Origin of the sequence: Paraburkholderia sp. BL6669N2, from assembly GCF_003387275.1 — a bacterium.
Classification (GTDB): domain Bacteria; phylum Pseudomonadota; class Gammaproteobacteria; order Burkholderiales; family Burkholderiaceae; genus Paraburkholderia.
In genome coordinates this window covers 471,571-486,237 of the sequence record NZ_QUNA01000002.1, presented here as the reverse complement: position 1 = coordinate 486,237, position 14,667 = coordinate 471,571, and the positions used below count along the sequence as shown (strand labels likewise).

Sequence of the window (14,667 nt, the reverse complement as noted above, 5' to 3'; positions counted from 1 at the left end):
CTGAAAGTCGTTCAGATTTCCGCGTACATGCGGCCCGGATTAATGATGCCGTGGGGATCTAGCTGCTGCTTCAACTGACGGTGGTACCGCAGCAAGGGCGCAGTTAGCGGGTGAAACGGCTCGTTTGTCTCATGCGAACGGAATGCAGTCGCATATCCACCATGGCGTTGGGCGATGCGACGCAGTTCATCTGCTGGCGCTGAAGTGTTGAGCCAGCGTTGAGCGCCCCCCCAATCCAGCAAGGCGTCGCCCGGCAAATCGATAACGGGAGCGGTCGGAGGCAGCGAGATCCTCCACAACGAATCCCGCCCGTCAAAGAACGGAAGACGAAATTCGCGCAACGCCGTCCAGAAGGTGCCGTCAGCCTCCTCACCACCAATGAGCTCGCGTGCTGCACGAACGGAGCCATTGCCCCCTTCGAGACGAAGGTGAAGCATGTTGGAGGAGTAGCACGCGCCGGCGACGGGTAGCCCCGAACGTCGCCACTCGGCAAGCCTCAAAAGTGCATCCGCGACGTCAGTCTCAAGTTCCAGGTGAGCTGTCGCGCGGGGCTTCGGCAGGACTTTCAGAGACACTTCCGTGATCAACCCGAGGCAGCCGTAGCTTCCTGTGAGCAAGCGCGAAACGTCATAGCCCGCGACGTTCTTCATCACTTCACCACCAAAACGCATATGCTTACCGTTGCCAGTGATCGCGCGGCAGCCCAAGACGAAATCACGCACCGACCCGGCCCATGGACGGCGCGGACCAGACAAACCAGTCGCCACCATCCCACCAACCGTCGCAGCCCCCCCGAACGCTGGCGGCTCGCACGGAAGCATTTGACCGGCAGCATCCAGCACGGCATTTAGTTCAGCGAGAGGAGTGCCAGCCCGGGCGGTAATCACCAGTTCGGTCGGATCGTAGCTGACGATGCCTCTGTGCTTGCGTGTGTCCAGAGGTGCTGCATCGACTACACGTCCCAACGCCAATTTGCTGTCACCGCCGCGAATCCGAAGTGGCGTCCGCGTGCGGATGGCCTGCATCACTTGCTCAATGAGTTGCGCGCTGTTATCGGGGTCCATATCGCGGCGCATCAGAAGCGCTCCAGTTCAGGGAAAGGAAGTTGCCCGTGATGCACGTGCATTGATCCAAACTCGGCACAGCGGTGCAGCGTGGGTATGTTTTTGCCAGGGTTCAGCAAACCGTTCGGGTCAAACGCCGCTTTCACCGCGTGGAATACGAGCAATTCGTCGCTGTTGAATTGCGCGCACATCTGATTGATCTTCTCGCGACCTACGCCGTGCTCACCCGTAATGCTGCCGCCCACTTCTACGCACAGTTCAAGGATTCGCGCACCGATCGCTTCAGCTCTATCCATCTCGCCCGGGACGTTTGCGTCAAAAAGAATGAGCGGATGCATATTGCCGTCGCCCGCGTGAAATACGTTGGCAACGCGCAACCCATATTCGATGGACAAGTCAGCAATTCCTTTTAGAACCCGAGGCAACTGCCGGCGTGGAATCGTGCCATCCATGCAGTAATAATCCGGAGAAATTCGACCGACAGCGGGGAACGCATTCTTTCGTCCCGCCCAGAATTTTTGGCGCTCCGCTTCGTCCTTCGCGACACGTACATCCGTCGCACCCGCCATACGCAATATCGCGTCGACGCGCTCCACGTCTTCCCGCACGTCCGAGTCAGATCCGTCAAGTTCGCATAGAAGGATTGCCTCAGCCTCGACCGGGTAGCCAGCACGGATAAAGTCCTCGGCAGCCCGGATGGCGAGGTTGTCCATCATTTCAAGCCCCCCGGGAATGATTCCATCGCCGATAATCTTTGCCACTGCGGCACCGGCGCGTTCGACATCGTCAAAACTGGCGAGCAACACCTTCGCGCTTTGCGGCTTCGGAAGCAGCTTGACCGTAACCTCAGTCACGATTCCGAGCATCCCTTCCGAGCCAGTAAAGAGCGCCAGCAGATCAAATCCAGCGCTATCCAGGGCCTCAGAACCCAACGTCAGCCGCTCACCCTCGATGGTCAAAATCTCCACTTTCAGTATGTTGTGAACGGTCAGACCGTATTTGAGACAGTGCACGCCGCCAGCGTTCTCGGCCACATTGCCGCCAATCGAACATGCGATCTGGGATGACGGGTCAGGGGCGTAGTAAAGGCCGTACGGCGCCGCTGCTTGTGAAATTGCGAGATTGCGGACGCCCGGCTGCACCCGCGCCGTACAAGCATCTACGTCCAATTCGATGATCTTGTTGAAGCGCGCCATCACGAGCAATATCCCCTTCTCAAGAGGCATCGCACCTCCCGAAAGTCCCGTGCCTGCTCCCCGGGCAACTATCGGTATCCGGCGCCGGGCAGCGTACTTCAACAAGTGCTCAACCTGATCAATCTTGTCGGGCAGAGCAACAAGCATTGGCGCGCATCGATACGCTGAAAGCCCGTCGCATTCAAAGGGCCGCATGCCTTCCTTGGAATTCAGCAATTCCATGTCCGGCAGGAGGGTCCTGATCTCCCTTACAAGCGTGTCCTTGTCGTGCGACGGAAGAACACCGTCGATCACTTCGTCGTAGAGGTAGCTCATTGGCCATACCCCGCCGTCATTGCTTGACACCAGGTGGCGCAAGTACTCGGAGCGTGGACGGGAGGCTCAATGGGCCTGACGAGCGGATGGTGGAATTTCTGTGACATTTCGTCTCCTTCACATCGCAGCCCTCGCATAGCGCACGCAGAGCTCCGACCCTATCGTTCTGTTTTGGTCGCTTGGCCGACTGGTCGACCACTCGACCAGACGAATCGTAGTCGTGTGCACCGACCGTGGAAACGGGTGGAAACCCTAAAACGGGACGTCTCGCCAGAAATGGAACCGGCGCCCTAGACGGCGAATTTGCGAGTCAGGTGGCCGCCGCAACGGATGACTACGTGGAAACCACCAGGAACTTGACCACCAAATTCGAGATGACTCGAAGGCCGACGTTAAGACCTAATGCTTGATGTCCCACCGCCCCACCCAAGTCCCCCGCCCGTCGATCGCCCGTAGCGGCCCCCGACGGATCGATTGGGTCCCGCGCCCGGAGCATTGACGAACGACCACACTGCCTTTACAGTTCCCGGAATGATCGAATCTCCTTAACGGACCATACTACCCTTATGGTTACTGAACCGAACCGGCATCCGAAGACCTCGTATACCGGCACTACTTTGGAGCGGGACACGTTTGCGCGCGATGTCCTTGAACGCGTTACCGCGAAATGGCCACTGAAAGTACTTCAGGTAGTCGCCGAAACCGACCAACCACTACGATTCTCGAGGGTTCTCGAGCAAGTCGACGGTATAAGCCAGAAGATGTTGTCCCAAACCTTACGAATGTTAGAGAAGGAAGGACTGGTCACGCGCACTGTATTCGCGCAGATTCCTCCACGCGTCGAATATGAAGCAACCAAGCTCGGCCGCGATTTGCTCGGTGAAATCGTCCCGGTTTGTCGCTGGATTGCGGCCCGGGAGTCGGCATTTGTAGCAGCGAGAGCAACGTTCAGTTGTCCGACGAAACCAAGCGAAAGTTGAAGCGTTGATCGCATTCACGACCAGAACTTCCTGCATGTATCAGGCGGGAAGTTGAACCTAAAAATTTAGAGACGCGAAGGAGCCGGCGCAGATGTCTTTTTCCCCAATCACCCCACCACCCCGATTCCGGTTGTCCGACGCCGTCTGCGATCAGCTCGAACAACTGATTGTCGACGGCACACTGCGAGCTGGAGAATCGCTGCCATCGGAGCGCGACCTGGCGCAACGTTTGAACGTGTCGCGCCCGTCGTTACGAGAAGCATTGCTCCGACTGGAAGGTAGCAAACTGATTCAATCCAGGACGGGAGGCGGATATGTCGTCGCAAACTCCAGTTCGCCCCTCATCGCGGACCCGCTGGCGCACTTGATAGCGCGCCACCGCAAGGCGGCAGGAGATATTCTGGAAATGCGTGAAGGACTGGAAGCCGTGACAGTCGAGTTGGCAGCCACACGCGCGACGAAATCCGATATCCGGCAGGTCAAAGATGCCTTGAACGCCCTCGAATCGGCGTTTACCAAGCCGGACCCATACGCCGTGCACGCTGGGCAAACATCGCTGCCGCTGCTTGATGCCGCTTTCCATTTGCGAATTGCCGAGGCTACTCATAACATCGTCCTCGTTCATGTGATGCACGGTCTGTACAACCTCGTACAGAAATCGATTGAAGAAACCTACTCAACATTCGAGAAAAGAGACGCAGACTTGTCGCATCTGATGGAACAGCATCGGCATATCTACGACGCTATTGAGCGTCACGACCCAATTGCCGCACGCAACGCGCTAGTCACCCATCTTGGCTTTATCCGGGAAAATGCTTCCCGCTAGGAAGAGCGTTTTCCGACTCACTGGCCCGAGGACCGCCGAAAAGCATCCGCTGAAGTATGCGCAAGGATGCTAAAGCTTAAGTACCGGCGCCAAATTCGGCGAGTGTACCAATGCTGTCCAGTCGAGATCCTCCCAACCACATGCGACTGCAGCAGTTCCCCTATCACACACGACGCTGGCGACGGGCATGGAAGCCGCAACGTGTTCTGCCTCCCCAAGCGCCATGTCACAAAACCCACGCCGCCATGTTTGATGGCCTAATGACCTGCATGCACTTCTACAGTCGGGCCGTCGAGGTGGGCCCTTTCCCGCAAATCTGATTTCCCGGCAGAGAGCTTCTTGTGACGTGAGTCACATCGGTATCCTTTGCGTGTCCGCTGTCATGCTTGATGCGCATGAACACAAACCAAGGCGGAAAACACCTGGTCTCGTTCGAGCATCGCGGTTCGATGCGTCACCACGCCAGAAACAGGGATCTCCAGCAAATGCCTCTAGACCAGACCGTCCTGTCGTCACGTCACGAACTGCGTTTGGCCTGGTCGCTCGCGGCGGTCGCCGGCTTTCTCAATGCGACGGGCTTTTGCGTCGCGGGTATTTTCTCAGGCAACATGACTGGCAATGTGACGTCATTGGCAGACAGGATCGCCACAGGGGACCCGCGTTCGGGGCTCTCACTCCTCGTGATCATCGTGCTCTTCATTGTGGGAGCGATGCTTTCTGCGCTTCTTCTCGAGTTTCGCGGTGCAGGTAACCGGGCGCACGCGTGCGCGATCATCTTCATGGCGGAAGCCGTCTCGCTTGTGGTTCTCGCAGTTATAGACGTGAAGGTTCACACCGCAAGCGGCCTGGTGCTCGTTTTCGGATTGAGTTTTCTCATGGGTTGCCAGAACGCGACCGCCGCCGTGGTTTCCAATTTCCGGGTGCGCACCACTCATTTTTCGGGCACATCGACCGATATCGGAGTGAAACTCGGCCTTATCTTCGCTCATGCACTTCAGAGGAATAAGCTGCCTGATCGGGCTGAGCACTTCCACGAACTGAAAGCCAAAGTGCTGACGATGGCAGCGTTTTGCGTGGGTGGCGTCGCAGGTGTGACCTCCTATAGCGTGGCCGGGAAAATGAACCTACTTATATCCGCGCTCGGGATCGTTTTTCTCTCGATCCCGCCGCTCATCGTTTCGCGCAGCCCGCAGGTATCAGCGTAGTTTCGCACTGCCTGTGGCAGCGCTAACCACATGCCCAATTCGAGCAACGTATTGTCGCGTCCAACCCCGTAGGTTCCGGACTTTCTATTCTTCTGACTCCTCACACCCGCTCGCTTCTTTGCCGAACCCGTCTTTCGACAGCACAAGCAAAGAAATTCCCGATGTGTCGGCGGATCGTCGATCGTTTCGGAAATCACACTCACTAGTTATTAGATGCCGCGAAACGTCACTTTCAATCAAACACCACTCGTAAAGGCAAACGTTTCCCGCGGACGGTCGACGCTAGTGATGATATTCATGTCGATTGCGTTTGCGTCCTGCGCGGCCCGTGCCTTCTGGATTCAGGTCATCGACCGCAAGTTCTATGAAAAGGAAGGCGCCTCGCGAGTTGAACACATCATCGACGTTCCTGCTGAGCGCGGAAAGATAATAGACACGAACGGGATGGTGCTGGCTACAAATGTTCTCGTGAAGTCCATCTGGGTCGACCCTAAGGAAATTCCCGAAGACCTTGAACCCGGCAAACTTGCGATGCTGTCGCGGCTACTCGACATGCCGGCGCAGCAGATCACCGAACAATTCGACAGGGACAAAACATTCGTCTACCTGAAGCATCAGGTGCCGCTTGGCGAGGCTGACAAAATCAAGTCTCTGGGGATCCCGGGAATCTACCAGACTACGGAGTACAAGCGTCTATACCCTGAAGAGGAAGTCACCGCACAACTGGTCGGCTTTACCGGCATCACGGGTGCAGGCGAAGACGGCGTAGAGCTTGCCCAGGACGCGAAGCTTGGGGCCGTGGACGGCACCAAGCTGGTCATTCGCGATCGAGTGGGACACGTCGTCGAAGATCTGGGGAACGTGAATGCTGCACGTCCCGGCGTCGACGTCCAGCTTGCCCTGAACGGCAGTATCCAGTACAGCGCCTTCAACGCGCTGCGCTCAGCCGTCATCAATAGCAACGCGCAGGCCGGCTCCGCAGTTGTCGTCGATGGCCATACCGGCGAGATTCTGGCTCTCGCAAATTATCCGAGCTACGACCCGAACGATCGTTCCTTGCTACGAGGGCCTGCGTTGCGTAACCGTGTGGTGACCGATGTATTCGAACCTGGTTCGATAATGAAACCGTTTACGGTCTCACTCGCTCTCGACCTGCGCCGGGTTTCGCCTGATTCGCTCGTGGAGACGAACCGAACGTTTTCCTTGGACGGAGCCACCATCACGGACGATGCAAATTTCGGCACTTTAACTGTTGCTGGGGTTATACAGAAGTCAAGCAATATCGGCGCAACAAAGATAGCCCTAACGATGAAGCCCGAGGAAATGTGGAAGATGTACACTGCCCTCGGATTCGGGCACGCCCCAGACCTCAGTTTCCCCGGCGCTGGTGTCGGCATCGTGAGACCGTGGCGAAAGTGGCATCGCATCGAGCAGGCGACGATGTCCTACGGATACGGCGTGTCCGTATCGCTAATCCAGCTCGCACACGCCTACACGGTCTTCGCAAACAACGGCAGGCTCGTGCCGCTCTCGCTGTACAAAACGGACGAAGCGTCCGTCAAAGGTACGCGGATTTTCACCGAGCACACAACGGATGAAGTCAGGGTAATACTGGAGAGTGTGGTGGCGAAAGGCGGTACTGCTCCTCAGGCCGAAGTCCCTGGATACAGTGTCGGGGGAAAGACAGGAACGGCCTATACCGCCACCCGCCACGGATATCAGAGGAACGCCTACCGCGCATCGTTCGTGGGGGTTATTCCGATCAGAAACCCGAGGCTCGTGATTGCTGTTTCGGTCGACAAGCCAAAAGGCGCGAAGCACTACGGCGGTGACGTCTCAGGACCTGTATTCGCCGAGATTGCGCAGGCAGCGATGCGCGTGCTCAACGTACAACCGGACGAGCCCGTAACCGAAGCGGCGCATCCAGAGCCGTTGTCGAATTAGCACGGCGTGAGAAACAGCTCGGGCGCGACAATGGTGTCTAGCTGGCGGTTGCCGGAGAGTCTTACGGTCAGACCATATGGCGCAGTTCATCTCTGGAATCTTGAATTACGAGGGGTTGGCTTCACAGCATAGGCACGGCCTTGCGATTGTTCGACGACACGCGGGTACCGCAAAAAGGCGGAGACTTTTGGTCTCCGCCAAACTTTGGGCTGGTTAGCCCCCTCTTGCCGTCGGTTGTTGCGGATGCCTTGCGGTGACCAAGTGCTGCGAACGGCACATTGCGTGCCGTGACACCTCGAATCCAGAGACCGCGTGCGCTGCGTCAGTTGCAACGAAACTCTGACCGCCATGTTCCGTCAAGACGCAGACACGCAACGCGGAGCAAAGCACCCGGCGCGCAATCAGTGTGCGAACTGGATATCCAGCGAACGCAGATACGTCTGAAGACCCGCGTCCTGGATTGGGATCACGTAGCCGTTTGCCCCCGACTCATTGAAGTGTGCGTGCCAGTAGCCCGGCGGCGTGACGAAAGCCATGCCTGGTTCCCATTCGACGCGCTCCGGGTTGACGATGTTGCCCTGCTCATCCAGTTCGGTTCCGACAAGCGTATAGCAACCGGGCTTGCACTCCGAAATGAAGTCGAGCGCGATCGACTGGTGGCGGTGTGGCTTTTGCGTCGTGTTCGGCGCAATAACGCCAAACATTGCCCACATGGTGTGGGTCACCGTGCGAGTCTGCGGAAATTTCGCGTTGCCAAGCAGAATGCTGACGCGACTGCGCTGACCAGCGCCCGGTGCTCCAGCGACCTTCAGCAGTTCCTCTTCCGCGCGGAGTGCGGGGTAAAGCGTCGGCGAAAAGCGCGCTTGCCCGACGTCCACGCCCAGATAGGCGAGCAACGGCGCATCGTTGACGTAGTAGAGCCGCGCGGTCGAGTCGGCCGTCAGCACCGCTTCCGCGCCACCGGGAAGCGCAAAAAAATCACCCTTGGCGAACTGGAATGAAGTCTGTGGATGCGCTACGGCGCCCGAGCCTTCCAGAACGTAAAAAACCTGCGAAGTCGCGTTCGGGTTCAATGAAACCTTCTCGCCAGCGAGGATACGCACGAAGCTGGCGATCAGCCCAGGACCGGTAGCGGGGCCGTCGCAACGCAGTTCAGCAGACAGGTCAAGCGGCACTACACGCGTCGGACCACTGTCGTAAAGCGAAGTCAGGAAAGAACGATACGGAACTCGCGAAATCAGCTTCGCGCCGATCGGATTGGCCGACGAAGTGTATTCGAAGTATTGAGCGTCTTGCGTCACTTCGTCATTGAGGTCAAGAAATGAAGCCAGGGTTTTGTCCAGCATGGAATACCTCCAGAAAGTGGACTAGTGAAGAACGGCACACTTATGCGCGTGAGATAGGGCGTTGCGCAACAAGTTGATGTCACTATAGGAGCAAATTTTCGTGGCTAGAATCGCGCGCACCAAGAATCACCTTTGCAAAAAGGGGATAACTTCGGCCCTGCTATTCCCGCAAAATTGAAACCTCGCGATAAACGCGCATCGGTTGGCCGAGAACACATAGCCGTTGTCATCCGTTAGGCCTGACACCCGCGGCATCTGGAACGCTCGCCTTGTATTTGCCACGACGTATGCGCGTCGCCATCAGTTGAAGAGGAGCGTCGCGTGATCTTTTCCATCTTTCGTCGCCTGCCGCATCGAAAGCAGGCCTTCTTTCGCAACCTCGCGCGTCAGCGCCCCGCGTGGATGGTTTCTTTCGCCATCGAGGAAGCGAGCCTGTCCGAGGGCCTCCGGGCAGCTAGCGCGTCGACCGCGATGCTGCTCGTCGGACAGATTTTGCATAACCCTCTGTTCTCCTGGGCCGCGATCGGCGCGTTCTGGACGTGCCTCGCCGATGCGGCTGGTTCGTCGCGCCGCCGCTTCGCGTCGATGATGGGATTCGCCGTGCTCTCCACCGTGTGTGGCGGCCTGACAGCGCTTGCCTCAGGCGCGGGCGCATTCGCGGCCTGCGCCGCGGTGCTAGCCGTCTCGTTCTGCGCCGGGCTTGCCTCCATCTGGTCGCCCGCCGCCTACCAGCTCGCGCTCGTGACGGCGACCACCTGCATCGTCATGGTGGATAGTCCGATGCACAGCATCGGCGGCGGTGCACCGCTACTCGGCATCTACCTGAGCGGTTGCCTCGTGGCGACCGTCCTCAGCTTTAGCATCTGGCGCATTCACCCGTTCGGACCAAGCCGTTATGCCGTCCGGCTCGTGTATCAGCGTCTGTCCGATTCGGCACGCGATATTGCCTCGCTGGCCACTGATCCCGCCGCCACGCGCGCCGATTGGACGCGGCACGCGACCGAATTTCGTGCAATGGTCCGGCAGTCGCTGGAAGCCGCACGCAAAGCGCTGATCAGTTTGCCCCAGTCGCGCGTAGAAGGACGCCAGCTGTTCGGCGATCTGCAACTCGCCCTCGACGACGCCGACCAGATCCTCGTCACCCTGATCGTCGTCTCAACGGCGGCCGACAATGCGTTGATTCCCGGAAACGCTCCGTGCCGCCTTGGGCGAGACCGCGCGGTACGGCTCGCACGCTGTCTCGGCATGCTCGCAGAAGTGCTTGCCCGCATCGCGTTGATCCTTGAAAAGCCGCTTTCGCCGTTCCCATATGAACTGCGCGCGCGCCTGCCAACAATCGCCCGGCGACTCGAACAGGCCATGGATCATTCGCTCTCCATCCGCCTTTTGTCAGTCAACGCGCAACGCTATCCGCCCGCAGCAACGGAACAGGACTGGTGGCGCGCGACGCTCGGCACCACTCGCAACGCGCTCAAAACGCTGCGGGCGAACCTGCGGCCTGGTTCGCCCGGCCTGCGCCACGCAGCGCGGCTTTGCCTGGCGACGACGTCCGCGTTCGTCGTCGTGCGAAGCTTTCACATTCCGTTTGGTTATTGGGCAACCATGGCGACACTGTTCGTGCTGCAACCCGCTAGCGGCACGACGCTGTCCAGAAGCCTGGAACGCGCGGCCGGAAGTGCGGCTGGCGCCGCGCTCGCCGCGGTAATCGGGCTAATTATTCACAGCCCACTCGCGATCTCGTTGGTCGTCTTCCCGCTGGTGTGCCTTACGATGGGACTACGGCGCGTCAGCTATAGCTTGTATGTCGTGTTCCTTACCCCGTCGTTCGTGCTGGTCGCCGATTTCGCCAAGCCGGCGAACGAGTTCATGTACGCACTCGACCGACTCGGAAACAACCTGCTCGGCTGTCTGGCCGCAGTGCTAGCTACCTGGATCGTCTGGTCAGCGAAAGGTGGCGAAAGTCTCGGCGACGCCGTTGAGCGCGCGGTCGAAACCAACCTCGCGTATCTGGCCGCTGCGGCAGGAATTTCGCATCGATGCGACGGTGAGATCGAGTCGCTACGGCGCGCCGCGGGCCTCGCAAGCACGCACGCCGAGGAGATTTATCGGCGCAGTTGGCCAAGCCGCACGCCTCAGCGACGCAAGACCGTTGCGACGCTCTCGCTGCTGCGGCGGATTTTGGGAACGGCAGCCGTTGTCCGGGACTCGCCAATTCCGGCGGGAGGAAGTGCGCCGTTCCGCGATGTTGTCTGCACCGCTATCGACAAGATCCACGCACAGGCACACACGAGCACCGACGCGCCACCAGGTATTCCACGTGACATTCGGCTGCGTCCCATCGAGTATGAATTGCTGCGCCAGTTAATGGAACTGTGGACGCTGCGGCGCACCATCGTCGTGAAAGAGCGCGAAGGCGAGCCGGCAACCTAGCGGATACATCAGTCCTTCGGTTGCTTCTCCGACAAGGGTGCCAGGCCCTGTCATTCCCGTTGCAGCTCGCGACTTAAACCTTGCGTGGAGCTCAAAACAGGCAACCCGCGTCCATGTGTTCAGAGCGCGTTGCCATTCGTACCATCAGCTCACGCCCGGTACAGTAGAATATTCAGCCCCCCAGGCGATTGCCCGAGCTGCATGCATGGCTCGAGAGTGCGGCAGGCATTGGGCAACAACCTCGACTAGCTATCCCGGAAGCGGACCATGGACTACTTCTCTGCAATACGCGCTTTTCTTCATGCGGCGGAGCTCGGAAGTTTCAGCAAGGCGGCAGATAAAGTTGGGATTAAGACGTCTACCGTTTCGCGCTATATCAACGAACTGGAACGGGATCTGGGAATCGCGCTTTTCAATCGATCGACGCGAGGCCTGGTGACCACCGAAGGGGGACGGGTCTTCAGGGAACACGCGCTCATCGTCATCAAGAGCCTGGACGAAGCACGCGAAATCACAGCATCACTCAATACGTCCCCGCGCGGGCTCCTGCGCGTTACGATGCCGACATCATTTGGGCGCAGACATGTGATACGCCATCTGCCGGATTTCATGGATCGCTACCCCAAAATCGATATCGATGCGGTCGTCACCGACGACGTCCTGAACATCATTGATTCGGGCATCGATCTCGCCATCAGAATTGGTGTTCTGCCGGATTCGCAGTTGATGGCGCGGCAACTGGCAGTACATCGAAGGATTGTATGTTCGAGCCCGGCCTATCTGGCACAGCACGGCACCCCAGCGTCTCCGGAGGAACTTGCAAGCCACACGACGCTACGCATGCCCCTGTCGACAGACGACACATGGTATTTCGTCAACCGCACGCATCGCACGGTTCCTCAAGAAGTATCTGTACGACTCCAGAGCCGCTTGCGTGTCAACGATACCGAAGCGGTACTGGATCTCGCCATTGCCGGCCGCGGCATAGCCCTGCTACCCACCTGGGCCATCGGCCCCGCTTTCCGGAAAGGCAAGCTGGTGCAGATCCTTCCTGAGTGGGAAGCGCAACCTACGCGCGCGGCGCCTGCGGTATGGGGCGTTTATCCCCCCAAAAAGACTGTGTCATCAAAGGTACGGGCGTTTCTCGACTTCTACGCAGCGATATTCGGTCAGGAAGGCTACTGGGAAAGCTGAACGGCCCGGCGGTGACCCATGCGGGTTGACAGGCTCCGCCCCCAGGTCAATCTCCGCGAGCAGCATGACCGCCGCGACACTCCAACGATCCAGGGCAAGCACAGTGAGGCCCGGACAAACGCGACTCCCGATGCCCGGCGCACGCATCGCCAGATGCGCATGCGCCACTACTGCCGCATGCCCCTCTGCGCAAAGCAGAATTCCCGATTAGGTCCTTCCGCACCATGCTTGCGGCAGCTAGTCTGCAAGTGAGTACGCAGCACCGCTGTTTCGCCCGCTCCCCGAGACCGGGCGAGTTACGTGCGTGCAATGGTGTCCGGTGGTACGAAATGACCGAGTATTCCATGGCGCGAGCTGCTCGATGGCGAATTCGACTGAGCCCGGCAGGATTGCCGGAAACAAGTTTGAGGGGGAGGCTGATGGATACGACCGAGTATTCGTTGCGTTCGTTGATCGAAAAATGGTTCGGACCGACTCCGGCGAGTCCGGTTCGTTTAACCCGATTCAGCAATCGCACGCCCCCGAGCCGCGGACGTTATGCGTGTGTCGAGGCCTCGCGACCGGCCGCTTCGCTTGCAATATTTTTCTTCCGCCACGAGGACGGTACGTGGCACGTGTTCCCACCTGAGGCCACGCGTCCGGCGATGAGCGTTTCCCCGCAGTGCACTGCGGTCCAGGAATCTGCGGGCCATCCAACGCCGAGCAAGTCTGGAGTGAGAGGAGTTAAGAATGCTCGATGAATCTGAACATCTAACTGTCGAACACCTTCGAGAGTTACAGGTATGGACCTGCGCTTGGTACGACAAGGCCATCGCGGCGAATTTTGTACGGCCGGCGTATCAGCCCGATGAGAAGGTCATAAAGCGTCTCCAGGGTTACTACCACGCCGGCCTGTCGCCGACTGAAGCCGCGGAGGCTTGCTTCGGAAGAAAGAACTGAAGCGGCTCCGTTGTCGCCTCTTTATGCATCGTCTGCGTTTGGATATACGACGAAGCGGCGGGTTCGCCCGAACACGGAATAGCGCCTTGCAGGCGGCTCGCAGACATTCCCGGAGATTGGCGTTGTCCCCTGTGAGTCGGAAAGGAAGACTTTGTACTCGTTGAGCTTTGAGCATCATTGCGCAATCTAATTCCGAAATGGCCGATTCCATGAAGCTTTCACGTCGCGCGCTGCTTGGCGGTGGCCTCGCCGTTCCGCTGGGCCTCGGCCTGTCGCCATTTCTGGCCCTTCGTTCGAGCCTCGCCAATGCGGCCTCCCCCTCTATCGCGATTGTGATGAACTCCGGCGAAGCAAGCGTCTCGGTCATCGACATGGCGTCGCACAGAGTCGTCCGAACCTTGCCGACAATGCGTGAGCCCAGCCACTGGGCCCTTTCACCGGACAGAAGCAAGCTCTATATCGCCGACGCCAGCGGCAATGCGCTGTTCATAGTCGACCCGCGCAACGGCACGTCGCTTGGCCACAAGGTCATTGCCGACCCCTATCAGCTCGGCTTTACACCCGATCAACGTTACCTCGTCATCAACGCACTGCGGATCAACTACGTCGACGTGTACCGGTCCGATGACCTGACGCTGGTCAAGCGCTTCTCGCCCGGCGAGATGCCAAGCCATCTGGGCTTCTCGCCGGACTCGCGGTGGAGCTTCAATTCGATGCAGGAGTCTGGCACGCTCGTGTCGTTCGACCTGACGAACATGACGATCCGCTGGAAGTCGGAACTCGGCTCAACGCCCGCTGGCGTGCTTTGGCACAACGGCAAGGTGCTGGTCTGCGTGATGGGCAGCGACCATGTGGCGGAAGTCGACCCAGTAACGGGTGACGTGTTGCGGCGGGTCAAAACCGGTGTCGGTCCACACAATGTCTTCCTCACGCCGGACCGCAGGACGCTTTACGTCACGAACCGTGTCGGAGGCTCGCTGGCGGCGCTCGACGCCGCCACGCTTGAGCTGCTTCGCACGTATCCGCTTCACGCTGGGGGGCCAGACGACATCAGCGTTGCACCCGACGGCAAACTATGGGTCACGCTGCGTTTCCGTGAACAGGTCGCCGTGCTCGATCCGGCCAGTGGCAACTACGAAACCATCGACGTGGGGCGCTCGCCGCACGGCATCTTTCTCAGCACTCAAATGAGCCGGCCTGGTTTCGTTACAGCTGAAAACTTGTAGGG

The 14,667-nt window shown here is 58.9% G+C and carries 12 protein-coding genes; 9 read left to right on the top strand and 3 right to left on the bottom strand.

The genetic code is table 11. The features are described 5' to 3' along the window. Positions 1-11: 11 nt before the first annotated feature. A complete protein-coding gene (gene glcE / locus B0G80_RS24765; RefSeq protein WP_116120415.1) occupies positions 12-1,076 on the bottom strand; it encodes a glycolate oxidase subunit GlcE in 1,065 nt (354 codons plus the stop codon). Then, positions 1,076-2,575: a glycolate oxidase subunit GlcD gene (gene glcD, locus B0G80_RS24760; RefSeq protein ID WP_116120413.1), complete on the bottom strand. Its 1,500-nt coding sequence runs from the start codon at positions 2,573-2,575 to the stop codon at positions 1,076-1,078. Before glcD ends, glcE begins: the two co-directional genes overlap by 1 nt. A gap of 566 nt (positions 2,576-3,141) precedes the next feature. Between glcD and B0G80_RS24755 the strand changes: the two genes are divergently transcribed. The 4 genes from B0G80_RS24755 to B0G80_RS24740 all read left to right on the top strand — a co-directional run bounded on the left by B0G80_RS24755 (position 3,142) and on the right by B0G80_RS24740 (position 7,530). After that, the gene (locus B0G80_RS24755) at positions 3,142-3,555 is read left to right on the top strand and encodes a helix-turn-helix domain-containing protein (protein ID WP_116120412.1); all 414 of its coding nucleotides are present in this window, start codon (positions 3,142-3,144) and stop codon (positions 3,553-3,555) included. Positions 3,556-3,646: 91 nt separating this feature from the next. Further along, on the top strand, positions 3,647-4,381 hold the full coding sequence (locus B0G80_RS24750; protein WP_116120410.1) for a FadR/GntR family transcriptional regulator: 735 nt from the start codon (positions 3,647-3,649) through the stop codon (positions 4,379-4,381). A gap of 395 nt (positions 4,382-4,776) precedes the next feature. Then, a complete protein-coding gene (locus tag B0G80_RS24745) occupies positions 4,777-5,586 on the top strand; it encodes a YoaK family protein (protein WP_166679020.1) in 810 nt (269 codons plus the stop codon). Between the two features lie 297 nt (positions 5,587-5,883). Then, complete coding sequence (locus B0G80_RS24740) at positions 5,884-7,530, top strand: penicillin-binding protein 2 (protein ID WP_258879019.1); 1,647 nt, start codon at positions 5,884-5,886, stop codon at positions 7,528-7,530. Positions 7,531-7,931: 401 nt separating this feature from the next. Here the strand turns inward: B0G80_RS24740 and B0G80_RS24735 are convergent, their stop codons facing one another. Further along, positions 7,932-8,876 carry a cupin gene (locus tag B0G80_RS24735; RefSeq protein ID WP_116120406.1) on the bottom strand — a complete coding sequence of 315 codons (945 nt, stop codon included), beginning with the start codon at positions 8,874-8,876 and terminating at the stop codon, positions 7,932-7,934. Between the two features lie 321 nt (positions 8,877-9,197). Between B0G80_RS24735 and B0G80_RS24730 the strand changes: the two genes are divergently transcribed. From B0G80_RS24730 to B0G80_RS24705, 5 genes are all read left to right on the top strand, one after another. Next, on the top strand, positions 9,198-11,306 hold the full coding sequence (locus B0G80_RS24730) for an FUSC family protein (protein WP_116120404.1): 2,109 nt from the start codon (positions 9,198-9,200) through the stop codon (positions 11,304-11,306). A gap of 267 nt (positions 11,307-11,573) precedes the next feature. Beyond that, positions 11,574-12,500, top strand: a complete 927-nt coding sequence (locus B0G80_RS24725; RefSeq protein ID WP_116120402.1) for a LysR family transcriptional regulator — start codon at positions 11,574-11,576, stop codon at positions 12,498-12,500. 729 nt (positions 12,501-13,229) lie between these two features. After that, complete coding sequence (locus tag B0G80_RS24715) at positions 13,230-13,439, top strand: hypothetical protein (RefSeq protein WP_116120400.1); 210 nt, start codon at positions 13,230-13,232, stop codon at positions 13,437-13,439. A 27-nt stretch (positions 13,440-13,466) separates the two neighbouring features. After that, positions 13,467-13,574, top strand: coding sequence for a rubredoxin (locus tag B0G80_RS24710; RefSeq protein WP_116123703.1), 108 nt, complete (start codon positions 13,467-13,469; stop codon positions 13,572-13,574). Between the two features lie 74 nt (positions 13,575-13,648). Then, entirely contained in the window at positions 13,649-14,665 is a 1,017-nt protein-coding gene (locus B0G80_RS24705) for a YncE family protein (protein WP_116123702.1), read from the top strand. Positions 14,666-14,667: the final 2 nt, after the last annotated feature.